Genomic DNA, 22194 nt, shown 5'->3' with positions numbered 1-22194 from the left:
AAACGGGCAGATGCGATATCTGCCCGTTAAAAATGAATTAGATATTACCCTCATGAACGTTGATACGATTCAACGCACGTTTTAATGCTAGGTCAGCACGTTTGAAATCAATGTTGTCTTGTTTACTTTGAAGACGTCCTTCAGCACGTTTAACGGCTTCTTTAGCACGTTGAACATCGATGTTTTCAGCAATTTCAGCAGACGGCGCTAAAATTGAGATTTTTTCTGGACGAACTTCAATGAAACCACCGCTTACAGCAACAATATCAGTCGAACCGTTTTCTTTTTTAAGCTTCACTGCACCAATTGCAAGTGGAGCTACCATTGGAATATGGCCTGCAAGAACACCGATTTCTCCTGAAGTTGTTTTAGCGATTACCATTGATACTTCAGAATCGTATACTGGGCCGTCGGGAGTGACAATATTGACTAGAACTGTCTTCATATTTTTTCCTCCTCGTCCCTAGTATTAAACCTCTACGCCCATGCTTTTCGCTTTTTCAACTACTTCATCAATTGAACCAACTAGACGGAAAGCATCTTCTGGTAGGTGATCCCATTTGCCATCAAGGATTTCCTTGAATGAACGAACAGTTTCTTTTACAGGTACATAAGAACCTTTTTGACCAGTGAATTGTTCCGCAACGTGGAAGTTTTGTGATAAGAAGAATTGAATACGACGAGCACGTTCTACTGTTTGTTTATCTTCATCAGATAATTCATCCATACCTAAGATTGCAATGATATCTTGTAATTCACGGTAACGTTGGATTGTACGTTGCACACCAGTAGCAATTGCGTAGTGCTCAGCGCCTACGATTTCAGGTGATAATGCACGAGAAGTCGAAGCTAATGGGTCAACCGCTGGATAGATACCCATTTCAGATAATTTACGCTCAAGGTTAGTTGTTGCATCTAAGTGGGCGAAAGTTGTAGCTGGAGCCGGGTCAGTATAGTCATCGGCTGGTACATAAATCGCTTGAATAGAAGTTACAGATCCTTTGTTCGTAGATGTGATACGCTCTTGTAGTTTACCCATTTCAGTAGCAAGTGTTGGTTGGTAACCTACCGCAGAAGGCATACGACCTAATAGGGCAGAAACCTCAGAACCTGCTTGTGTGAAACGGAAGATATTGTCGATGAATAAAAGTACGTCTTGGCCTTGCTCATCACGGAAGTATTCCGCCATTGTAAGACCAGTTAAAGCTACACGCATACGTGCACCAGGTGGCTCGTTCATTTGACCGAATACCATCGCTGTTTGCTTGATAACGCCTGAATCGCTCATTTCGAAGAATAAGTCGTTCCCTTCACGAGTACGCTCACCTACACCAGCGAATACAGAGATACCAGAGTGCTCTTGTGCGATATTGTTGATTAATTCTTGGATTAATACAGTTTTACCTACACCGGCACCACCGAATAGACCGATTTTACCACCTTTGATATATGGTGCAAGTAAGTCTACTACTTTGATACCTGTTTCAAGAATTTCAACTGTAGTTGAAAGATTCTCGAAAGTTGGTGCTTCACGGTGAATTGAATCACGACGTGCGTCTGCTGGAATCTCTTCACCTAAGTCAATTACTTCTCCAAGTACGTTGAATACACGACCTAGTGTAACTTCACCAACTGGTACTGAGATAGCTTTTCCTAAGTCTGTTACTTCTGCTCCACGTTGTAAGCCATCAGTAGATGACATCGCAATTGTACGAACAGAATCATCACCTAAATGAAGCGCAACTTCTAATGCAAGAATTGTTGGTTCTTCATTAGGACGTTCAATCTTAACAGTTAAAGCGTTATAGATTGCTGGTAATTGGCCATTGTCGAATTTAACGTCAACAACTGGACCCATTACTTGAATAACATGTCCTTTATTCATTACTGTATACCCTCCTATCGTATTCTTATACGACATTGGGAAGCTGCTTGCCTATTCTAAGGCTGCAGCTCCACCAACGATTTCTGTAATTTCTTGTGTAATCGCCGCTTGACGTGCACGGTTATATTGCAAAGAAAGGTCTGAAATAAGATCAGTTGCATTATCTGTTGCATTTTTCATAGCCGTCATACGAGAAGCATGTTCACTTGCTTTTCCATCTAATAATGCGCCATAAACTAAGCTTTCCGCATATTGTGGAAGTAAAACTTCTAGAATTGCTTCACCAGATGGCTCGAATTCATAAGAAGCAGTACCGCTTGCAGGGGCAATATCTGTTAATGGAAGAAGTTTTTTCTCTGTCACTTCGCTAGCAATAGCGCTGACAAAGTGATTATAGTACATATAAAGTTCGTCATACGTACCATCAATGAACATACCAACAGCATTACGAGCGATTTCTTTTATATCAGCAAATGTCGGTTGGTCAGGTAGACCGACAACATTACTGATGACATTATGATCACGTTTCACAAAGTAGTCACGAACAACACGACCTACTGCTAAAATAACGTATTCGTCTTTTGATTTATGACGCTCGTTAATTGTACGTTGTACTTGACGTAGGATACTTGAGTTGTAAGCACCTGCAAGACCACGGTCAGAACCAATGACTAAGTAAGCCGTTTTCTTAACAGGACGAGCAGTTAACATTGGATGTCCGCTGTCTTTTGTGCCTGAAGCGATCGCGCCTACTACGTCCTGAATTTTTTCCATGTAAGGAACGTAAGCTTTAGCATTTTGCTCTGCACGACGTAACTTAGAAGAAGAAACCATCTGCATTGCTTTTGTAATTTGCTTCGTACTCTTTGTTGAAGTAATACGACCTTTAATTTCGCGTAAGTTTACCACTGGTATTTCACCACCTTCTGTTTTTTAATCAAGTGACTAGCTAGAACTTATTCTGATTTAGCGAAAGTTTTTTTGAATGCATTGATTGCTGCTTCATAATCCGCATCAGGAGCAAGCTCTTTAGTAGTACGAACATGATCTAAAACGTTTGTGTGGTTTGAATCTAACCAGCTTAAGAATTCTGATTCGAAGCGAACGATATCTTGTACTGGAATATCATCTAAATGACCTTTAGTTAATGCGTAAAGGATCGCAACTTGTTTTTCAACTTTTAGTGGTTTGTTAAGGTCTTGTTTAAGAACTTCAACCGTACGTTTACCACGCTCAAGTTTAGCAAGTGTTACTTTATCTAAATCTGAACCAAATTGAGCAAATGATTCAAGCTCACGGAATGCAGCTAAGTCAAGACGTAGTGTACCCGCAACTTTTTTCATCGCTTTAATTTGAGCAGATCCACCTACACGTGATACAGAAAGACCGGCGTTAATCGCTGGACGTACACCTGAGTTGAATAAGTCAGATTGTAAGAAGATTTGTCCATCAGTGATTGAGATTACGTTAGTTGGGATGTATGCAGAGATATCCCCAGCTTGTGTCTCAACGAATGGAAGAGCTGTAATTGAACCATTTTGATATGTTTCATTTAACTTCGCAGCACGTTCAAGTAAGCGGCTGTGTAAGTAGAAAACGTCACCAGGATATGCTTCACGACCTGGAGGACGGCGAAGAAGAAGTGAAAGTTCACGGTAAGCTGATGCTTGTTTAGAAAGATCATCATACACGATTAATACGTGTTTACCTTGTAACATGAATTCTTCAGCCATAGATACACCAGCAAATGGTGCTAAGAATAATAATGGAGCTGGTTGAGAAGCAGAAGCTGTCACAACGATTGTGTAATCTAAAGCGCCATGTTTACGAAGAGTTTCTACAACACCACGTACAGTAGATTCTTTTTGACCGATTGCTACGTAGATACAAATCATGTTTTGGTCATTTTGGTTAAGAATTGTATCGATAGCTACAGATGTTTTACCAGTTTGACGGTCACCGATGATTAACTCACGTTGACCACGACCGATTGGTACTAATGCGTCAATCGCTTTAATACCAGTTTGTAGTGGTTCGTGTACTGATTTACGAGCCATTACACCGAAAGCAGGACTTTCGATTGGACGAGATTTTGTAGTGTTGATAGGACCTTGTCCATCCACTGGTTGTCCAAGTGGGTTTACAACACGACCAATTAGTTCTTCACCAACTGGTACTTCCATGATACGACCTGTACGACGAACTTCATCGCCTTCTTTGATGTCAGTGTATGGACCTAAGATTACGATACCAACGTTACCTTCTTCTAGGTTTTGAGCCATACCCATAACACCATTAGAGAACTCTAGTAGTTCTCCAGCCATGGCGTTGTCGAGGCCATGAGCAAGAGCAATACCGTCACCAATACGGATAACTGTACCAACTTCGCTTACTTTAAGTTCAGATTCATAATTCTCAATCTGTTGTTTAATCAGACTGCTGATTTCTTCAGCCTTGATGCCCATGTATGTCACCTCTCACATTTCTAAATTATTAACCGATTAATTCACGTTTTAGACGCTCTAGTTTGTTTGCTACTGAGCTATCATAAATATGGTTACCGATTTGAACACGAATACCACCAAGTAAAGATGGATCAACTTCGTTTGTAATATTTAATGATTGTTTTCCAACAAGTTTCGCGAACGCTGCTGAAATATTAGCGCTTTCTTCTGCAGAAAGTGCACGTGTTGAAAATACTGTTGCATCTGCAGTGCCTTGTGCTTGTGCAGCAAGTTCAGCATATGCCTTAGCAATTTGTGTCATCTCGTTTACACGTTTTTTCTCGACTAGAAGTTGAACAGTGTGTAAAACTTCTGGTGTTGCACCATTAAAGATGTCAGCTACCATTTGTTTTTTTCGTTCCACGGAGAACTTAGGTGCATTTAAAAGCGTTAAAAAATCAGGAGATTCTTTTACTACTTTTGTTAGTTCACTTAAGTCTGCTCCTACTTCAGTAAGAATATTTTTTTGTTGCGCCAATTCAAAAAGCGCTTGAGCGTAACGTTTTGCTACAGTTGAATTACTCATCGAGCTTCCCCTGCCTTCGCAATCGTCTCTTCAATTAGAGCACGGTTGTCTGCCTCAGAAATCTCTTTGCTAAGGACTTTAGATGCTGCAAGTACAGATAATGAAACGACTTCATCACGTACAGCTGCAATAGCTTTTTCTTTTTCAGACTCGATTTCACGTAAAGCCGATTCTTTTAAGCGGTTTGCTTCATTACGAGCTACAGTAAGAATTTCTTCTTTTTGTAATTCGCCTTGCTTCTTAGCGCCCTCAACAATCGATTGTGCTTCTGTACGAGCTTCCTTAAGAAGGCTCTTTTGTTCTTCTAAAAATTGGTGCGATTCTTTGCGCGCTTTTTCAGCTGCTTCGATTTCACTCGCTACTAATTCTTCACGTTGTTGCATAATGCCCATAAGTGGACCCCAAGCGAATTTCTTAAGTAGTAACATTAATACTATGAAAATAACTAATGTTGCGATGATATCTCCACTATTTAACGAAGCACCGCCTGCACCTAGTACAAGATTATCTAAAAACACGATTGTTTCACTCCCTTCAAGAGCTTTAACTTCAACATAATATAGTGACTAAAAAACTACCTATTTTAAAAAGCTATATTTACACATAGCTTTTATCCGTTCCAAAATGAAGGGCGAAGTTTCATCTGGAGAATCCTGCTTCGCCACTAGTAAAATTCAGTGTTCAACTGAATTATTTGTTCATTACGATGAATGCTACTACTACTGCGATGATCGGTAGGGCCTCAACTAATGCAACCCCGATGAACATTGTAGTTTGAAGAACGCCACGAGCTTCTGGTTGGCGAGCGATACCTTCTACTGTTTTTGATACGATAAGACCGTTACCAATACCTGCACCAAGTGCACCTAAACCGATTGCGATTGCTGCTGCTAATAAACCTAATGAACCTGTCATTTGAAAATTTCCTCCTTGGAATTGTTTGTTTTTGTTGTTCAAGCATAGGGTATATGCTTTATATTAATGGTCATCGCTCACTTTATGAGCCATGTAAACCATTGTTAACATTGTAAAGATAAAGGCTTGGATAAAGCCGATGAAAATTGAGAAACCTTGCCATGCCATCATAGGAACGATTGCCCCGATGAATCCCACAGCACCTGATGATGCTAAACCTGCAAGTAAGCCAAGTAAAATCTCACCCGCGTAAATGTTACCGTAAAGACGTAAACCTAATGTTAATGTGTTTGCAAATTCTTCTACTAATTTAAGTGGGAACATGAATGACATTGGTTTGAAGAATGTACCTACATAATGACCTGTACCCTTCATTTTTACACCATAGAAATGCGTTAAGACTAATATCATTGCTGCTAACGTCATCGTTACTGTAGGGTCAGCTGTTGGTGATTTCCACCATAGCTCATGCCCATAGACAATTGAGAAAGGAAGACCTAGTAAGTTAGATACTGCGATAAACATAATTAGTGTGATACCTAGAACGTGGAATCGACCACCAGTTTTCCAATCCATGTTGCTTTTAATGATATTCTTAACGAAATCCATAATCCATTCCATAAAGTTTTGCATACCAGTAGGTTTTAACTTTAGGCTTCTAGTTGAAATAAAGGCAATTAAAAATACGATAATTGCTGCAACTAGTAACATCATAACTGTCGATAAGTTAAATGTTAAAAAACCGACTTCTAGTAACGGAGCTTCATGATTCATTGTTATTTTTCACCTCTCTTTCTAATTTAAAGCACATTAGCGGTTCCTTACATGTGACACAATTCTCTCGACAAAGAGAAAAACGTACGGAATCATTAGCCCTATAACCGTGCTAATTAAGTGAAAATAGTTTGGCAACGAAATGGCTATTGCGACTGCCGCAACACCTGATCCAAAGCGAAGCGCTGTACCAAGTGAGCCTATTTTCTTCCCTTCACTAATGGATCTGTCAAACTTCTCCATACGCCGAACTAGAATCCAAAAATTATACGTACCAAAGAATGCACCGACTGCGATGCCCGCAAAAACAGTTTGATAGGGGGTAAATCCCCAGCCTAATGCGCAGAGTGCAAGCAAAAAAAATAACGCCCTCTTCTGCACAGCAAAAATGTGATGCAAATCTAGCATTGGTTGTAATCTCCTGAATCGTTTTTTCGAGTAATGAAAACGTTTGCTGACCACTATGTGAAATCAGAAAAGAGCAGTGAAAAGCACTACTCACAGCGGAATAGTAATGGGAGAGTCATTTCAATTACAGGTGTAAATGCCCAAAAAAATAACTTACACCCCTTACCGACTCGGTAAAAACCGAAACGCACAAAACGTTGCAAATCGACAGTTTTATTTTGAACTGTCAATTTAGTAGAAAGTTGATATAACAAGTGTTTCAACGTCCTATTTATGAACAGAAACCCTTATCATTCTTACCCTTTGTAAGCATACAATAGGTGATATTTGAAGTCAATTGGTAAAGGAGAAAAACTTCACAGCCTCTATACTCTTGTCAAATTGTTGACAAATTTGTGTATGAAATTTCATAGTTTCAAAATTTCAAAACCTGCTCACGCATAAAAAAAGCTAATTTACGACAAGATTATGCTCGTAAATTAGCTTACCCATTTCAACAGGTACATTAGACTTATTTTTATTATAAAATATAGTATTTTATTTAGTTTTTTGTAAAAATCCTAGCAACGCTTCAACAATACGCTTAGATGCATGTCCATCACCATATGGATTTGATGCTTTAGCCATTGCTTCGTAGGCATTATTATCTGTTAGTAATTCCTTTGCTAGGGCATAAATTGTTTCCTCTTCTGTGCCTGCAAGCTTTAATGTTCCTGCTGCAATTCCTTCTGGACGTTCTGTTGTATCTCTAAGTACAAGTACTGGCTTCCCTAATGAAGGGGCCTCTTCTTGCACACCACCTGAATCCGTTAAGATCATATATGAATTTGCTGCAAAGTTATGGAAATCAAATACTTCAAGAGGCTCTATTAAATGCACTCGTTTATTATTCCCTAAAATTTCATTCGCAATTTCTCTTACAGCCGGATTCATATGAACTGGATAAACAACTTGAACATCTTCATGTTCTGCTAGTATTCTGGTAATCGCTTTAAACATATGGCGCATTGGCTCACCAAGATTTTCGCGACGATGTGCCGTTAATAAAATCATACGATCTTCGCCTATTTTATCTAATACCGGATGTGTGTAGTGTTCACTGACCGTTGTTGCTAATGCGTCTATTGCTGTATTTCCTGTAACAAAAATTGTTTCTGGATTTTTATTTTCATCTAATAGATTCTTTTTAGATACTTCTGTTGGCGCAAAATGTAAATCAGCCATCACGCCTGTTAGTTGACGATTCATTTCCTCTGGATATGGTGAATATTTGTTCCATGTTCGAAGTCCCGCTTCTACATGCCCTATAGCAATTTGGTTATAGAACGCAGCAAGACTCGCAATGAAAGTCGTGGCTGTATCACCATGTACTAAAACGATATCTGGTTGTGCTTCTTTCATTACTTTATCTAAACCCTGTAAGGCGTTTGTCGTTACATCAATTAATGTTTGGCGATCCTTCATAATATTTAAGTCATAGTTTGGTGTAATACTAAATGTCTCTAATACTTGATCGAGCATTTGGCGATGCTGTGCTGTTACCGTTACAATAGATTCTATTTGCTTAGGATACTTTTGTAACTCCAAAACAAGAGGAGCCATTTTAATTGCTTCTGGTCTTGTACCAAAAATCGTCATTACTTTCCATTTCTTTGTCAAAACGATCTGCACCGTCCTTTTTGTTATTGTATGTAAGGTCAATCTACCCGTTGATGAGGGTTTACTTACCTACACATACTATGAAACGCCCTTCAATTTGAAGGACGCTTTCACAAGTTATTAGTTTCCTAAATGAGGAAATATCATGTATTGATTTTTATTTTGTACCGAATAGGCGGTCTCCCGCATCACCTAAGCCAGGTACAATATAGCCATGGTCATTTAATTTTTCATCAAGTGCAGCAATGTAAATATCTACATCCGAATGTTCTTCTTGAATAGCTTTTACACCCTCTGGAGCAGCGATTAAGCACATGAATTTAATGTTTTTAGCTCCACGCTTTTTCAATGAATGAATTGCCTCCACTGCAGAACCACCAGTTGCAAGCATTGGATCTACAATGATGAAATCACGTTCTTCAACATCTGCAGGAAGTTTTGCATAATATTCAACTGGTTTTAATGTTTCTGGATCACGATAAAGACCAATATGACCAACTTTTGCAGCTGGGATAAGCTTTAATACGCCATCCACCATGCCGATACCTGCACGTAGAATCGGTACGATTGCAAGTTTTTTACCAGAAAGTACTTTTGTTTTTGCAATTGTTACAGGTGTTTCAATTTCAATTTCCTCTACTGGCATATCACGTGTAATTTCAAATGCCATTAGTGTTGCCACTTCGTCTACTAGCTCACGAAATTCTTTTGTTCCTGTATTCTTGTCGCGAATATAAGTTAATTTGTGTTGGATTAGTGGATGATCAAATACATAGACTTTGCTCAAAGGGATTCTCTCCTCACCGTTCGGATTCATTTTTATCTCAACTAGTATAACAGAAAAAAGGAGTCGCCTCAAAAATAAATTTAGGACAACTCCATTTATCATCTATTCTTTTGTCAAAACTAAATTATTGATCAAGGATTATATCTAATTGTTCAATTGGCATCGGCTTAAAATAGAAATAACCTTGTCCTACAGTGCAACCTAGCGCACGTAGAATCTCAACCTGTTCCTCTGTCTCTATGCCCTCTGCCACTGAAATCATTCCTAAATTTAATGCTAACTGAATGATAGAGCGAACAATAGCAAGTGTTGCAGGATCTTCAATAGCATTAATAAAGCTACGATCAATCTTTAATTCAGCAAATGGCAGTTGTTGCAAATAGCTTAATGAAGAAAAGCCTGTTCCAAAATCATCTACGGATGTTTTAAAGCCATAGCTCTTTAGCTCTTGAATGATCTTATAGGCTGATTGAAAATCTACTAAACCAATATTTTCTGTCACTTCTAAGATAATGTAGCTAGGGTCAATTTTATATTTCTGCACAAGTTTCAGCGTGTCCTGAACAAAGTGTGTGTAGTAAAAATGATCAGGTGAAATATTGACAGCTATTTTCACTAATTTCTTTCCCAAGCGTTGTCGTTCTGAAAGCCATGAGAGTACCGTCTCTAAAATCAGCACATCAATTTCTCGAACCTTACCAGCACTCTCTGCTACTGGAATAAAGACTGCTGGTGAAACAAAACCTAATTTTGGAGAAATCCACCTTGCAAGCGCTTCAATACTTTGAATTTCTCCATTGCGTAAATCTACTTTAGGTTGTAAATGGACTGTAATTTCTTTATTTTTGATGGCTTCTGATAAATGATTCAAGACCGTCATCTTCTGTACAAGCACATCATTTTTCTCTGTTGTAAATATTTCTGTATGTGTGCCTGGTCGATCAATTGCAAAGGATAACGCATTATCTGCAAAACGGATCGCATCATTAATATTTATGTCATCATTATAGGAAGCAATTCCTGTTTTTAATGTAATATAGATTTGCTTTCCTCCTATAATAAAAGGCTGGCGAATCGTTTCTTTTATTCTCATCTCATAATCATGCAAATTTTCATGAAGTGACATTGTAGTCATAATCAAACTAGAGCTTGTAAATCTAGCAACATACTCATTATTTTCCGATTTGTCTTGCTCAAGACGTTTGGCAAGTTGTCTTAATAGTTCATCACCAATTTCACGGCCATACAGTTCAACTACTTGATGAAATTCACTAGGTTTTAATATTTTAATAAAGCCGCTTTGACCCTGTTGAACTTCTCTTTCAATCGTATTAACAAAGCTGTGACGATTAGGTAAACCTGTTGTAATGTCTGTATAGGCTAAATCCCAAATTTTTTTCTGCGTCCTTGCATACGAATAAGCCAATGCAACAAGAGCACCTATTTTTCGAAACATATTTTTAAACATTTGGTCACTTTGTGTTTTTTGGCTAAAGATCGAAAAAACACCTATTACTTGCCGCTGTTGATTGCGTATAGGTATAAACCATCCATGCGGCTTTTTCGCTAGCGAAGCATATTGCTTATGTTCTTCAGGAATATTCACTTCATCTAAGTTCTCTATGAAAGTAGATGTTTCTGATTGCATGACCTTATTAAAGAAATCATTGTTTGCACAACATCTTGGTACGCTCTCTGTTTGATTATCTCCTATGAAAACTTGTAATTGGTTTACTTCTGTTTTTATAAGCACCATACTCGCAATATTTGGCATAAAAAATTCATCGAGACCGTGACAAATAATCTTCATCTTTTGTTCGAAAGTAAACTCCTTCTCAATTGCCCTGTACATATCATTTTCTAAACGCATTAAGAAGTCTTCCGTATGATAATATGTAACATCCTTCACAAATACTAAAACAAATTGCGTTATATTTGCATCATTGCAAAATGGTAATGCTTGTATTTCTGCCCAGAAGGGAGGTTTATTGATGCCGTTATGATATAGCTTCGCCTGCACCATTATTCCGTTATGTATTTTTTCTTTAATCATTTCAATGGTTGTCTTTTTTTCGTCCATAGATAGCCATGAAAAATAATCAGTATTGAGAACTTGTGAACGTGCAGCATTCGTAAGCATACAAAAAGAATCATTACACTCCAATATGCAATGATGCTTTGTCGCATCAAAAATAACGTAGCTTTCTTTAGAATTATTCCCTAATTTGCGAATGCTGTTTAATAATACATCATAATCTGTGTTTAACGATTTAGTGACCATCCAACCCCTCCTTTTCTATCACTTCATCTCATTTCCATTGTACATAAAATTTAATTAAATTTTCACTTTTATTAAAAAAAACTTCTTTTCTAGGACACTATCTGTCCTCTGCCTACTATAATATATCCCTTTATACCGTTTTTATGTAAATTTATTCAAAAATAAGAGGATTATTCTACTTTATTAGAAAAAAGATGTTTTTTACAGTTTAATCTTTCATTTCCAAAATAAAAAGCTGTATTTAAAGTAAATTTTGTACTTTAAACACAGCTATTATTCTATTGATTATACATATAGTGGATGCTTATCAGTTAATGCCTTCACACGATCTTTTGCATCTGCTTTAACTGCCTCATCTTCAGGGTTTTTAAGAACAGCTGCTATAATTGCTCCTACTTCTTTCATATCTTCCTCTTTAAAGCCACGAGAAGTGACAGCTGGAGTACCAATACGAATTCCAGAAGTGACAAATGGAGATTCAGTATCGTAAGGGATTGTATTTTTATTTGTTGTAATACCCACTTCATCTAGTGCGTGCTCTGCTACTTTACCTGTTAAGCCAAGAGATTTAACATTTAGCAATAATAAATGGTTATCTGTACCACCAGAAACAATTTCAACACCCTCAGCAATTAATACTTCTGCTAAAGCCTTTGCATTGGCTTTAATTTGTTTTGCATAGTCTTTAAATTCTGGTTGTAAAGCTTCTCCAAATGCTACAGCTTTTGCAGCGATAACATGCATTAATGGGCCACCTTGAATTCCTGGGAATACAGATTTATTTAATTTTTGCTCCCATTCTTTTGAAGCAAGAATTAATCCACCACGTGGTCCACGTAATGTTTTATGTGTAGTTGATGTAACAAAATCAGCATATGGCACTGGTGATTGATGTTCGCCAGCAGCAACAAGTCCAGCAATGTGTGCCATATCCACCATGAAATAGGCACCCACTTCATCTGCAATTTCACGGAATTTAGAGAAGTCAATTTCACGTGGATAAGCAGATGCACCTGCAACAATAAGTTTCGGTTTATGCTCTAAAGCCTTTTGTCGTACATCTTCATAATCAATCACTTGTGTATCTTGAGTTACTCCATACTCTACAAAATTATATAGAATTCCAGAGAAGTTTACTGGAGAACCATGTGTTAAGTGACCACCATGTGAAAGGTTCATACCAAGAACTGTGTCACCTGGTTCTAGAATCGTATGGTAAACAGCCATGTTTGCCTGTGCACCTGAGTGAGGTTGTACATTTGCATATTCTGCTCCGAAGAGTTCTTTTACACGATCACGTGCAATATCTTCTACTACGTCTACATGCTCACAGCCACCATAATAGCGTTTACCAGGATAACCTTCAGCGTATTTATTTGTCAGTACAGATCCTTGCGCTTCCATCACTGCTTCGGATACAAAGTTTTCTGATGCAATCAATTCAATATTTGCTTGCTGACGTGTTTTTTCTGCAAGAATTCCATCTAATACTGCTTTGTCTTGTACTGCTAATTTTTCATATGCCATGTTTGAAAAAGCCTCCTAAAGTATCGTTATTCATCTTTACCACTAAATAGGGTGGTAATTATTTATATACTGCACGTTCTCCGCCAATTAGCTTAGGACGTGTTGTTGCAATCGTCACAACAGCTTCTCCTACCATTTTTACTGATGTTCGAACAGGTACAGCTACTGCTTTCAAATGCATACCGATTAATGTTTGTCCAATATCAATACCTGCATGTGCCTGTATTGTTTCAACAATCACTGGGTTATCAAATTGCGTATAGGCATATGCTGACATTGAGCCGCCTGCCGTGCGTACTGGGACAACTGCTACTGGATCATAGCCAAATTTTTCAGCTGTTGATGCTTCCATAGTAATGGCGCGATTTATATGCTCACAACCTTGGAATGCTAAAAGCAATTGATGCTTTGCTGCAAATTCTTGTAACGGCTCAAAAATAGCTTCTGCTATCTCCAACGCTCCCGCTGTGCCAATTTTCTGACCAATCACTTCAGATGTAGAGCACCCTACTACAAAAATTGTATGGGGTCGTAACGTTACCTGCTCTTCAAATTCACTGAGTAACTGAGTCAAATGTGTTCGTATTTGTTTTACAACCATTAAGCTCAGCTCCTTCATCTATATCCATTAAAATCACGCCATCTATGACATCCTATACGAATGCCATAGATGGAATAACAAAACTACTATTGCTCTAGTTCAGTAATTTTTTCAATTCGGCGCGCATGGCGGCCACCTTCAAAATCAGTTTCTAGCCATGCTTGTACAATTTCACGTGCAAGACCAGGGCCAATAACACGCTCACCCATTGCTAAAACATTCGAATCATTATGGCAACGCGTTGCCTTGGCACTAAATACATCGTGTACTAATGCACAGCGTATGCCCTTGACCTTATTAGCGGCTATGGACATACCAATTCCTGTGCCACAAATTAAAATGCCTTTATCAAATTCTCCGTTCGCAACACCTTCAGATACAGGTTTTGCATAGTCTGGATAGTCTACTGAATCCGCAGATTGTGGACCAAAATCTTCGTAGCTAATTTGAAGTTCATCTAATAGCTGCATAATCTCACGACGTAAGTTATTGCCTCCGTGATCAGAAGAAATTGCTATTCTCACTGGGTTCCCTCTTTTCGAATTATAGTCAACCTTAGTGTACCACTTCTTTCTGAAGAATAACACGATTTTTCTTGTATTTTTACGCTGATTTTTCCCGAAAGACGAACATTAATTGTATATTAACATAAAAATATTCACTTTTAAACCTATATTTTTGTGGATAATGTGAATATCATGTTAATAAGTTCGGATAATGGTCTTTTGTTGTAATATTCCATCTTCTGAAGTTTTTTTAGCTTTTTACTTACAGTGGACATAAATTGTCCTCTAATAAAAAAGGTTATACATAAATCCGATTTTTCATGGATTTATGTATAACCTTTAGGACTATGCTTGTCTATCAAATTGTTGAATCATTTTATGCAATGCTTCCGATTGCTTTTTCAAACTTTGAGCCAGATGCTCGACTTGCTCAATTGCATAGGCTTGCTCTTCAGCAGCACTACGAACTTCCTGTGCACCCGCTGACGTTTGTTCTGCAATGGCAGCAACTTCCTGGGATTGTCGAGCTGTCGTTTCAATATTATGCATTTGCTGTTCGATTAAAGAAGAAATCTCAACAATTGATGATGCCATTTCATGTACATTAGAAGCCATATTTTCTACTGCTGTCGTTGTTTCAGAAACTCGATCAGCTTCCTTTGTAGCAAAGGCTACTTGTTCATTCATTTGTTTCACAACTACTTCTACGTTTTGCTGCATGGTTTGAATTAAAGCTGTAATCCCTTGTACTGCTTTTGCACTTTCATCAGCCAAACCACGGACTTCCTCAGCCACTACCGCAAAGCCCTTTCCATGCTCTCCAGCACGGGCAGCTTCTATAGAGGCGTTTAGTGCCAACAGATTGGTTTGTGCTGCAATGTCACCAACTAAGCTAATTATACGTTCTACCTGTCCCGCGTTCTCTTCTAGCGCATGAATGCTTTTTAATGCCTCATTATTGCCTGTCGCAATTTGTTGAATACTATTCACTAATGTTTCGATGGCTTTTGTTGTTGTCGATAAATTATGTAGAATCTCTTTAGTTTGTGATGCTGATGCTTCTGCCCTACTATTTACCTCTGTTGCAAGCGTTCTTACATCTTCAATCGCTTCAGCAGTATCTTGTACAGCAGTTGCAGATGCTTCTGCTCCTGTAGAAATATGCTTTACGGTAGATGCAATGCCTTCTGCCTTTCTTGTTGCCACTCCTGCTTCATCTGAAAGCTGGATAATCGATTGATTCGTTTGTTGGAAGTTATGATCAATACTTTCCACCATTTGACGCAAGTTTAACACCATTTGTTGGAATGCCTCTGCAACAGATCGAATCTCATCATTTGTATTAGGCATTTGTACATCCTGTCCTATTTTTCCTTCTGCCACAAGTGTTGCTGAGTGTTCAAGCTGCTGTAACGGCTTGATGAGGATTACACTTAAAAAGGCAGCTAATATCCCTGACCAAGTTATGCCTAACGCATACGTAATCACTTCAAAAACTTTTCGATTTGTGTCAGGGAAGAAGGTAGGTTGTAAAAACTCAATGAATATAAAACTGACACTGTAGGTGATTAGTGCAAGAACACTAACAAATAACACCAACTTTAGGCGTAAACCAAATTGTTTTTTCATAGGACCCCTCAATTCTTTTCTAGTTTTTGTATTAATTGATCAACCAGTTCTTTTAATTCTGCAAATGTTGCTTCATAAATTGCTCTATTACCATCATAAGGATCCCCTACATTTTCCAAACTGCCCTCATTTGTATATTCTTTCAATGTAAATACTTTATGCTCAGCTTCTGGATAATTGGAAATGACGGTATCTTTGTGAGCATTCGTCATCGTTAAAACTAAATCTGCCCATACCATTTCAGCTTGTGATAATTGGGTCGCAAAATGTTGATGGGATATTTGGGCTTCATTTAACACTTGTTGTGCATGTGCTGACATTTGTGCATTAGGCATCGCATAAATACCTGCTGAGCGCACTTCTACATTGTTTATTTGTTTATGTTTTAAAATAGCTTCTGCCATCGGACTGCGACAAGTATTGCCTGTACAAACAAATAATATCTTCACACTTATCACTCTCCAATTTGATCTATTGTTGAATAGCTAGAATACTCATGATTATAAATATAATGCCAGCAATGATTTGAATTTTATTGCCAAAAAAGACTTGGCTCCTACGTGCTATAACTAATGACCCATAAGCACAAATTAATGCACTTAAGCCTGCACTCATAATAAAAATCGTCTTTTCTAAGTTAAGCATACCAAAAGAAACACTAACTGAAAAGGTATCTAGGCTTGCAGTCACTGCTAAAAGTACAGGTGAAATCGTTACTTTTTCATCTCTGTGAGAAAATAAGAGTAAATGCATACCGATACAAAATAATAAAATACTTGAAATCCATTGTCCCCATTCTAATAGAAATCGAATTAAATAGTTTCCTAATTCAAATCCTAATAAAGGGAAAAGCATATGTAATGCAGCCGTCCATAATGATAAAAATAATCGATATCTAACATTTGGCAGCAAAACATATAGACCAATCACATCAACAGACGTTAATATACCTGCAAGAATACCCTGCAAGAATGCACTCCTTCGCTCCCTAATATTTTATCATTTTATGCTCGAAAATACATTATTATCATAACTGTTTACTATTGTTTTTCATTTTAATAGGACAAAAAAAGACAAAAAACATGTGGTTGTTCAATGCCTTTTGTCTATAATGATTCTATTATTATTTACAGTGAATACCATTTACCTCCAGAGGCTTTTTCAAGTCTATTCATAATAGCTGCTCCTACTCCTTCTTTTGAAGTAGTTGTGGCTAATATTACGGTAGCGGTAGTTTTATCACATGCTCTAAGTGCATTATATAAGGCCGCACCCATTTCTTCTTTACTTCCTGCTTCACCAATGGAGAAGTAAAAATCAACTTTGATTTCCTCAAAATTCACAGGTGCAAGTAGTGCTACGCGATGTCCTTGTCTCTGTAAATGTAGAACCGCTTCGTTGACTTTCTCAACATCACAGTCTATTAAATACACTGGAGCATTTGGTGCATAATGCGTATATTTCATTCCTGGTGCCTTAGGCGTTGTGTCTAGCTTCTGCTCTATTGTAGTTGGTTGAATAACAGGGCCAATCTTAGCCTCAAGCATTTCCTTCGTAATACCACCTGGACGTAAAATTACTGGAGGTTCATGTGTAACATCTAGTACAGTGGATTCAAGCCCAATGCCTGTAGAACCTCCATCTAAAATATAAGGTATGTACCCTTCTAAATCATCTAAAACATGAACAGCTTCTGTAGGGCTTGGCTTTCCACTACGATTAGCACTCGGTGCAGCAAGCGGTTTTTGGAGCTGTTGTAGTAAAGCAAGCGCTACTGGATGATCAGGCATTCGAATGCCAACTGTTGATAATCCAGCAGTGACACTTCTAGCTAATACATTTGGCTTCGCTGGCATCACCAGTGTTAATGGTCCTGGCCAAAATAAATCCATGCATTGTTTAGCTATGTCAGAAATATGGTCGATATAGATTGCTACTTCCTCTTTTGTACCAACGTGGACAATTAAAGGATTATCTGAAGGTCGACCTTTTGCTTTAAATATCTTTTTAACTGCCAGATCATTTGTGGCAATTGCTCCTAAGCCATAAACCGTTTCTGTCGGAAATGCGACTACCTCTCCTGCATTTAAGATATCCACAGCTTGTGTATAATTAATCTGACTATTCACATTACTGTCCACAACCTTACAAACGGTTTCCATGATTAATACCTACCTTCATTATTCGTTTTAACGTAATTATCCACATATTGTTTATAACTTATTAAAAAATGTGTATAAGTTGTCTGAATTTGTGCACAATTTATTCAAAAAGTCCTTTAATCCATTCCCATATAAAAAATGTAACTTGTTCTTTTTCTTCTTCTACTTCTTCTTTTACCTCTTCTTTATCAGGCTCACAGATAGATGGGAAGATACTGCACCACCAGTTATCTCCACGTGCATCACCGATCTTTACAACAATTGATTGATAGACATTTTGTGGATAAAGTACAGCACCTTGTCTTTTTGGCGGGAATAAGTTATCCCCAACAACAACCTGTGTATCCAATTGTGGATAATTTTCGCTCAGTTCAGCTTCAATTTGTTGTTTTAACGAAAGAATTTGCTCATTCCCTGCAAATCCAGCGGTACTCACTTGTAGAAAGTACGGCTTTAAATCTTGGACAAGCTGCTGTTTCTCTAGCTGATCCTGTGCAGTATTACTGTTGGCAATAACACGTATACGAAAATCTTTTTCTTGCACATCATCGGAAGATTCCTTCGCCAAACCTACTAATGATGGAATATATAAAACACATAACTGTAAAACAATCGCAATTAATACTAGTCTAGCAAAAGCTAGAAAGATATTTTGTTTAGGTAATCTAATAATCTTGTATTCGTTTAACATAAAAATCCCTCCTTGCTCAACATTGTTGGCAAGATCCAGAAACTTTATACATGTATTTCACAAAAAATCATTCGAGGTTTACCATTAATATCTTTTTCTACTGAAACTGTCGCCTGTGGAAAACTATCTTGAAAGAATTTGGCTACTTTCTCCCCTTGTGTATAACCGATTTCTAATCCAATTAACCCTGGTCTATTCATATAAGCTGGTAATTGTTCAGCTAATTTTCTATATAAAATAAGACCATCTTCCTCTGCAAAGAGGGCACTATGCGGCTCATGCTCTAGCACAACGCTTGACATTTCTTGGGCCTCATCCAATGCGATATATGGTGGGTTCGATAAAACAATATCAAATTTCTCTCCTGCAAGTGGAGCGGCTAAATCTCCCAATCTAAAATCAATATCTGCCTCTAATTGCTTTGCATTTTTTTGGGCAGTCACTAATGCTGCTTCTGATAAATCGGTAGCTATGACTGTTAATGGCGGACATTCCAGCTTCATTGAAATAGCAATGGCCCCACTACCTGTACCGATATCAGCCAGCCTCAAAGTTTGCGTTGCGAATAGTTTCGGTAGTCGATTAATTGTTCCAAGCACCAATTCCTCTGTTTCAGGTCGCGGTATTAAGACAGATTCATCGACTAAAAATGAACGGCCATAAAACTCCTCACACCCAACACAATATTGGACAGGGCGTCCACTTGCATGTTCTTTTATAAGCTCATTAAATTGCCTTTGCTGTGCTGGTGTTAATTCCTCCTGCAAATGCAACATGACCTCTCCATAACTAGTACCAAGCACATGTTGCATAACAATCCGCGCTGCTGTTTGTTCACGACCATTATCCACTAAAAAAGAAGAAGCCCACTCAAGGGCCTCCATCACATTTTTATAAATCATCATTTAATCGCTCTAACTTCGATGCTTGTTCTTCTAAAATAAGAGCATCGATAATCTCATCTAGTCTGCCTTCTACGATTTGATCTAGCTTTTGAATCGTTAAGCCGATACGATGGTCAGTTACACGGTTTTGTGGATAATTGTATGTGCGAATTCGCTCTGATCGGTCACCAGATCCCACAGCTGATTTACGTGTAGCATCAATCTCTTTTTGCGCTTCCTGCATATACATATCTGCTACACGAGCACGAAGAATTTTCATTGCTTTTTCACGGTTTTTAATTTGTGAACGTTCATCCTGCATCGAAACCACAACACCTGTTGGTAAATGGGTCATACGAACAGCAGACATCGTTGTATTTACAGATTGACCACCTGCACCAGAAGACGCAAATGTATCTACACGGATATCCTTTTCATGGATTTCAACATCTACTTCCTCAACCTCAGGTAAGCAAGCAACTGTTGCTGTTGATGTATGAATTCGGCCTTGTGATTCTGTAGCAGGGACACGTTGAACACGGTGTGCGCCATTTTCAAATTTGAATTTTGAATAAGCCCCTTGTCCATTAATCATAAAGATTACCTCTTTATAGCCGCCCATTGGGTTTGGTGTAGCTTCCATAATATCAATTTTCCAGCCTTGTGTTTCTGCATAGCGAGAATACATACGGAACAAGTCACCCGCAAAAATATTAGCCTCGTCACCGCCAGCTGCGCCACGGATTTCCATAATAACGTTCTTATTATCATTCGGATCTTTCGGAATCAATAAAATACGTAAACGCTCTTCTAGCTCTTCCTGTTGTGCTTTTAATAGGTTAAATTCTTCCTTTACCATTTCGTGCATATCAGGATCTTTTTCGCTATCTAACATTTCACGCGTATCTACTAGCTGCTCTTTAACACTTTTATATTCACGATAAGTATCTACGGTCTCTTGGATATCTGATTGTTCCTTAGAATATTCGCGTAATTTCTTATTATCATTAACAATATCTGGATCGCTCAAAAGCTCAGTAAGCCTTTCATAACGATCTTCCACTGCCTGTAATCGATCAAACATGGATTTCACCTCTATTTAGTTTTTTAAGATGCTCCTTTTTACAGAGAAGCAGCTTCCATCAAAATTACGCTTAGGCGTAATGGCTTTTTCATTTCTTATTTCCACTACTTAGTATAAGGAAATTTTCACATGTATGCTACTTTTTCTTAGCACCGTGTCATGCTATTTAGCGTTAAAGTGGTGGATGTGCATGACATTTTCGGCAAACAGGGTAATACGAATCATTGCCACCGATTTGAATTTGATCACCTGTGTAAACTGGCTTTCCACTTTCATCTACTCGCAAATTCATTGTTGCTTTTTTATGACAGAACCAGCAAATTGTTTTCATTTCTTCAATTTTATCTGCATATGTAAGCATGTACTGGCTGCCTTCAAATAGCTCATTTTGAAAATCATTTTTTAAGCCAAAGCCCATAACGGGAATGTCCAATTGATCCACAATGTTAGCTAGCTGTAAAACATGTGCCTTTTTTAAAAATTGAACTTCATCCACAAGCACACAGTACGGTTTGACAGCATTATTTTCCACTAATTCATAAATATTTGTATCTTCATAAACAGGAATGGCTTGTTGTCTTAAACCTACTCGGCTGGAAACAAAGCCCACCTCATCACGCGTATCTAGACCTGAAGTAAACATCATTACAGGCTTCTGTTGTTCTTCATAATTATGGGCAACTTTTAGAATTTCTATTGATTTCCCACTATTCATTGCACCATGTTTAAAATATAGCTGTGCCATTTTGTCTTCTCCCTTTCTTTGTGTCTATCTGGATTTTGAAAAGACTTGCATCAACGTGTATTATTTACTGAAAAAAATACCTGCCAAGCGCATGCTTGGCAGGTATTAAACTAACATTAGTTTTTAAGACCGTATTTTTTGTTGAAACGATCCACGCGACCATCAGCAGACGCGAATTTTTGACGGCCAGTGTAGAATGGGTGACATTCGTTGCAGAACTCGACAACGATGTTTTCTTTTACTGAACCAGTTTTGAAAGTGTTCCCACAAGAGCAAGTTACTGTTGCTTCTTTGTAGTCTGGATGAATTCCTTGTTTCATATTCGTTTTCTCCTCTCGCCCTGAACCATCTGGAACAGAGTATTATCGAACTGTACCTTACATAGCCCGAATATGTCGACTACAAAATATGTGTCGAAGTGGAACGTCAGCTACATATGTACACGTTGCATACTTTTGAAGTATAGCATAGACATTTTATCATTTTCAAGTAAAAAATATTACTATCCCCATTTACTCAGTTCGTTCTTTGATGCGAATATTATGTGTTGATACATAGGCTACTTTCGATGCATCTTGCTCCAAGTGTATAGTTTTGCACTATTTAACGCTAGTATCCATCGGTAA

At 38.0% G+C, this 22194-nt stretch carries 24 protein-coding genes; all 24 read right to left on the bottom strand.

The window, feature by feature from the left end:
• Positions 1-37: 37 nt before the first annotated feature.
• The 24 genes from MKZ14_RS02915 to rpmE all read right to left on the bottom strand — a co-directional run bounded on the left by MKZ14_RS02915 (position 38) and on the right by rpmE (position 21888).
• Positions 38-445, bottom strand: coding sequence for a F0F1 ATP synthase subunit epsilon (locus MKZ14_RS02915; protein WP_016992762.1), 408 nt, complete (start codon positions 443-445; stop codon positions 38-40).
• A gap of 24 nt (positions 446-469) precedes the next feature.
• Positions 470-1885: a F0F1 ATP synthase subunit beta gene (gene atpD / locus MKZ14_RS02910; RefSeq protein WP_004269479.1), complete on the bottom strand. Its 1416-nt coding sequence runs from the start codon at positions 1883-1885 to the stop codon at positions 470-472.
• A gap of 51 nt (positions 1886-1936) precedes the next feature.
• On the bottom strand, positions 1937-2794 hold the full coding sequence (gene atpG, locus MKZ14_RS02905; protein ID WP_004269478.1) for an ATP synthase F1 subunit gamma: 858 nt from the start codon (positions 2792-2794) through the stop codon (positions 1937-1939).
• Positions 2795-2841: 47 nt separating this feature from the next.
• Positions 2842-4350, bottom strand: a complete 1509-nt coding sequence (gene atpA, locus MKZ14_RS02900; protein ID WP_004269477.1) for a F0F1 ATP synthase subunit alpha — start codon at positions 4348-4350, stop codon at positions 2842-2844.
• A gap of 28 nt (positions 4351-4378) precedes the next feature.
• Positions 4379-4915, bottom strand: coding sequence for a F0F1 ATP synthase subunit delta (locus tag MKZ14_RS02895; RefSeq protein WP_036076089.1), 537 nt, complete (start codon positions 4913-4915; stop codon positions 4379-4381).
• Positions 4912-5433, bottom strand: a complete 522-nt coding sequence (atpF, locus tag MKZ14_RS02890) for a F0F1 ATP synthase subunit B (RefSeq protein WP_016992759.1) — start codon at positions 5431-5433, stop codon at positions 4912-4914. The genes MKZ14_RS02895 and atpF overlap by 4 nt, the downstream gene beginning before the upstream one ends.
• 172 nt (positions 5434-5605) lie before the next feature.
• Positions 5606-5830, bottom strand: coding sequence for a F0F1 ATP synthase subunit C (gene atpE, locus MKZ14_RS02885; RefSeq protein ID WP_004269474.1), 225 nt, complete (start codon positions 5828-5830; stop codon positions 5606-5608).
• A 63-nt stretch (positions 5831-5893) separates the two neighbouring features.
• Complete coding sequence (atpB, locus tag MKZ14_RS02880; RefSeq protein WP_016992758.1) at positions 5894-6604, bottom strand: F0F1 ATP synthase subunit A; 711 nt, start codon at positions 6602-6604, stop codon at positions 5894-5896.
• A gap of 36 nt (positions 6605-6640) precedes the next feature.
• Positions 6641-7012 (bottom strand): ATP synthase subunit I, encoded by a 372-nt coding sequence (locus tag MKZ14_RS02875; protein WP_004269472.1) that lies wholly within the window; start codon positions 7010-7012, stop codon positions 6641-6643.
• A gap of 537 nt (positions 7013-7549) precedes the next feature.
• Positions 7550-8671 carry a UDP-N-acetylglucosamine 2-epimerase (non-hydrolyzing) gene (gene wecB / locus MKZ14_RS02870; RefSeq protein ID WP_036076087.1) on the bottom strand — a complete coding sequence of 374 codons (1122 nt, stop codon included), beginning with the start codon at positions 8669-8671 and terminating at the stop codon, positions 7550-7552.
• A gap of 157 nt (positions 8672-8828) precedes the next feature.
• Entirely contained in the window at positions 8829-9458 is a 630-nt protein-coding gene (gene upp / locus MKZ14_RS02865; protein ID WP_004269470.1) for a uracil phosphoribosyltransferase, read from the bottom strand.
• A gap of 124 nt (positions 9459-9582) precedes the next feature.
• Positions 9583-11739 carry an EAL domain-containing protein gene (locus MKZ14_RS02860; RefSeq protein WP_036076086.1) on the bottom strand — a complete coding sequence of 719 codons (2157 nt, stop codon included), beginning with the start codon at positions 11737-11739 and terminating at the stop codon, positions 9583-9585.
• A gap of 285 nt (positions 11740-12024) precedes the next feature.
• Positions 12025-13266, bottom strand: coding sequence for a serine hydroxymethyltransferase (gene glyA, locus MKZ14_RS02855; RefSeq protein WP_036076085.1), 1242 nt, complete (start codon positions 13264-13266; stop codon positions 12025-12027).
• Between the two features lie 58 nt (positions 13267-13324).
• Positions 13325-13867, bottom strand: coding sequence for a TIGR01440 family protein (locus MKZ14_RS02850; protein ID WP_016992753.1), 543 nt, complete (start codon positions 13865-13867; stop codon positions 13325-13327).
• An 86-nt stretch (positions 13868-13953) separates the two neighbouring features.
• Positions 13954-14391, bottom strand: a complete 438-nt coding sequence (gene rpiB, locus MKZ14_RS02845; protein WP_036076084.1) for a ribose 5-phosphate isomerase B — start codon at positions 14389-14391, stop codon at positions 13954-13956.
• A 327-nt stretch (positions 14392-14718) separates the two neighbouring features.
• On the bottom strand, positions 14719-16002 hold the full coding sequence (locus MKZ14_RS02840) for a HAMP domain-containing methyl-accepting chemotaxis protein (protein ID WP_333006226.1): 1284 nt from the start codon (positions 16000-16002) through the stop codon (positions 14719-14721).
• An 8-nt stretch (positions 16003-16010) separates the two neighbouring features.
• The gene (locus tag MKZ14_RS02835; RefSeq protein WP_339280605.1) at positions 16011-16451 is read right to left on the bottom strand and encodes a low molecular weight protein arginine phosphatase; all 441 of its coding nucleotides are present in this window, start codon (positions 16449-16451) and stop codon (positions 16011-16013) included.
• Positions 16452-16473: 22 nt separating this feature from the next.
• Positions 16474-16971, bottom strand: coding sequence for a manganese efflux pump (locus MKZ14_RS02830; RefSeq protein ID WP_339280604.1), 498 nt, complete (start codon positions 16969-16971; stop codon positions 16474-16476).
• A gap of 158 nt (positions 16972-17129) precedes the next feature.
• Positions 17130-18164 (bottom strand): L-threonylcarbamoyladenylate synthase, encoded by a 1035-nt coding sequence (locus tag MKZ14_RS02825; RefSeq protein ID WP_339280603.1) that lies wholly within the window; start codon positions 18162-18164, stop codon positions 17130-17132.
• Positions 18165-18264: 100 nt separating this feature from the next.
• Complete coding sequence (locus MKZ14_RS02820; RefSeq protein ID WP_016992747.1) at positions 18265-18855, bottom strand: stage II sporulation protein R; 591 nt, start codon at positions 18853-18855, stop codon at positions 18265-18267.
• 44 nt (positions 18856-18899) lie between these two features.
• A complete protein-coding gene (gene prmC, locus MKZ14_RS02815; RefSeq protein WP_339280602.1) occupies positions 18900-19760 on the bottom strand; it encodes a peptide chain release factor N(5)-glutamine methyltransferase in 861 nt (286 codons plus the stop codon).
• Entirely contained in the window at positions 19747-20823 is a 1077-nt protein-coding gene (gene prfA / locus MKZ14_RS02810) for a peptide chain release factor 1 (protein WP_016992745.1), read from the bottom strand. The genes prmC and prfA overlap by 14 nt, the downstream gene beginning before the upstream one ends.
• Before the next feature lie 172 nt (positions 20824-20995).
• Positions 20996-21568 carry a thymidine kinase gene (locus tag MKZ14_RS02805; protein WP_016992744.1) on the bottom strand — a complete coding sequence of 191 codons (573 nt, stop codon included), beginning with the start codon at positions 21566-21568 and terminating at the stop codon, positions 20996-20998.
• A gap of 116 nt (positions 21569-21684) precedes the next feature.
• Positions 21685-21888: a 50S ribosomal protein L31 gene (gene rpmE, locus MKZ14_RS02800; protein WP_004269457.1), complete on the bottom strand. Its 204-nt coding sequence runs from the start codon at positions 21886-21888 to the stop codon at positions 21685-21687.
• Positions 21889-22194: the final 306 nt, after the last annotated feature.

Origin of the sequence: Lysinibacillus sp. FSL P2-0066 (genome assembly GCF_037969495.1) — a bacterium.
GTDB classification, from domain to species: domain Bacteria; phylum Bacillota; class Bacilli; order Bacillales_A; family Planococcaceae; genus Lysinibacillus; species Lysinibacillus boronitolerans.
The sequence above is the reverse complement of the archived record's forward strand: the minus strand, read 5'-3'. Positions and strand labels throughout refer to the sequence as shown.

Coding starts and splice junctions, on each gene's coding strand:
- atpE (WP_004269474.1), bottom strand. CDS start 5,830: ATGACAGGTTCATTAGGTTTATTAGCAGCAGCAATCGCAATCGGTTTA.
- MKZ14_RS02895 (WP_036076089.1), bottom strand. CDS start 4,915: ATGAGTAATTCAACTGTAGCAAAACGTTACGCTCAAGCGCTTTTTGAA.
- glyA (WP_036076085.1), bottom strand. CDS start 13,266: ATGGCATATGAAAAATTAGCAGTACAAGACAAAGCAGTATTAGATGGA.
- MKZ14_RS02860 (WP_036076086.1), bottom strand. CDS start 11,739: ATGGTCACTAAATCGTTAAACACAGATTATGATGTATTATTAAACAGC.
- MKZ14_RS02805 (WP_016992744.1), bottom strand. CDS start 21,568: ATGGCACAGCTATATTTTAAACATGGTGCAATGAATAGTGGGAAATCA.
- MKZ14_RS02820 (WP_016992747.1), bottom strand. CDS start 18,855: ATGTTAAACGAATACAAGATTATTAGATTACCTAAACAAAATATCTTT.
- MKZ14_RS02875 (WP_004269472.1), bottom strand. CDS start 7,012: ATGCTAGATTTGCATCACATTTTTGCTGTGCAGAAGAGGGCGTTATTT.
- MKZ14_RS02850 (WP_016992753.1), bottom strand. CDS start 13,867: ATGGTTGTAAAACAAATACGAACACATTTGACTCAGTTACTCAGTGAA.
- atpD (WP_004269479.1), bottom strand. CDS start 1,885: ATGAATAAAGGACATGTTATTCAAGTAATGGGTCCAGTTGTTGACGTT.
- MKZ14_RS02825 (WP_339280603.1), bottom strand. CDS start 18,164: ATGGAAACCGTTTGTAAGGTTGTGGACAGTAATGTGAATAGTCAGATT.
- atpB (WP_016992758.1), bottom strand. CDS start 6,604: ATGAATCATGAAGCTCCGTTACTAGAAGTCGGTTTTTTAACATTTAAC.
- prfA (WP_016992745.1), bottom strand. CDS start 20,823: ATGTTTGATCGATTACAGGCAGTGGAAGATCGTTATGAAAGGCTTACT.
- prmC (WP_339280602.1), bottom strand. CDS start 19,760: ATGATGATTTATAAAAATGTGATGGAGGCCCTTGAGTGGGCTTCTTCT.
- MKZ14_RS02840 (WP_333006226.1), bottom strand. CDS start 16,002: ATGAAAAAACAATTTGGTTTACGCCTAAAGTTGGTGTTATTTGTTAGT.
- atpA (WP_004269477.1), bottom strand. CDS start 4,350: ATGGGCATCAAGGCTGAAGAAATCAGCAGTCTGATTAAACAACAGATT.
- MKZ14_RS02915 (WP_016992762.1), bottom strand. CDS start 445: ATGAAGACAGTTCTAGTCAATATTGTCACTCCCGACGGCCCAGTATAC.
- rpmE (WP_004269457.1), bottom strand. CDS start 21,888: ATGAAACAAGGAATTCATCCAGACTACAAAGAAGCAACAGTAACTTGC.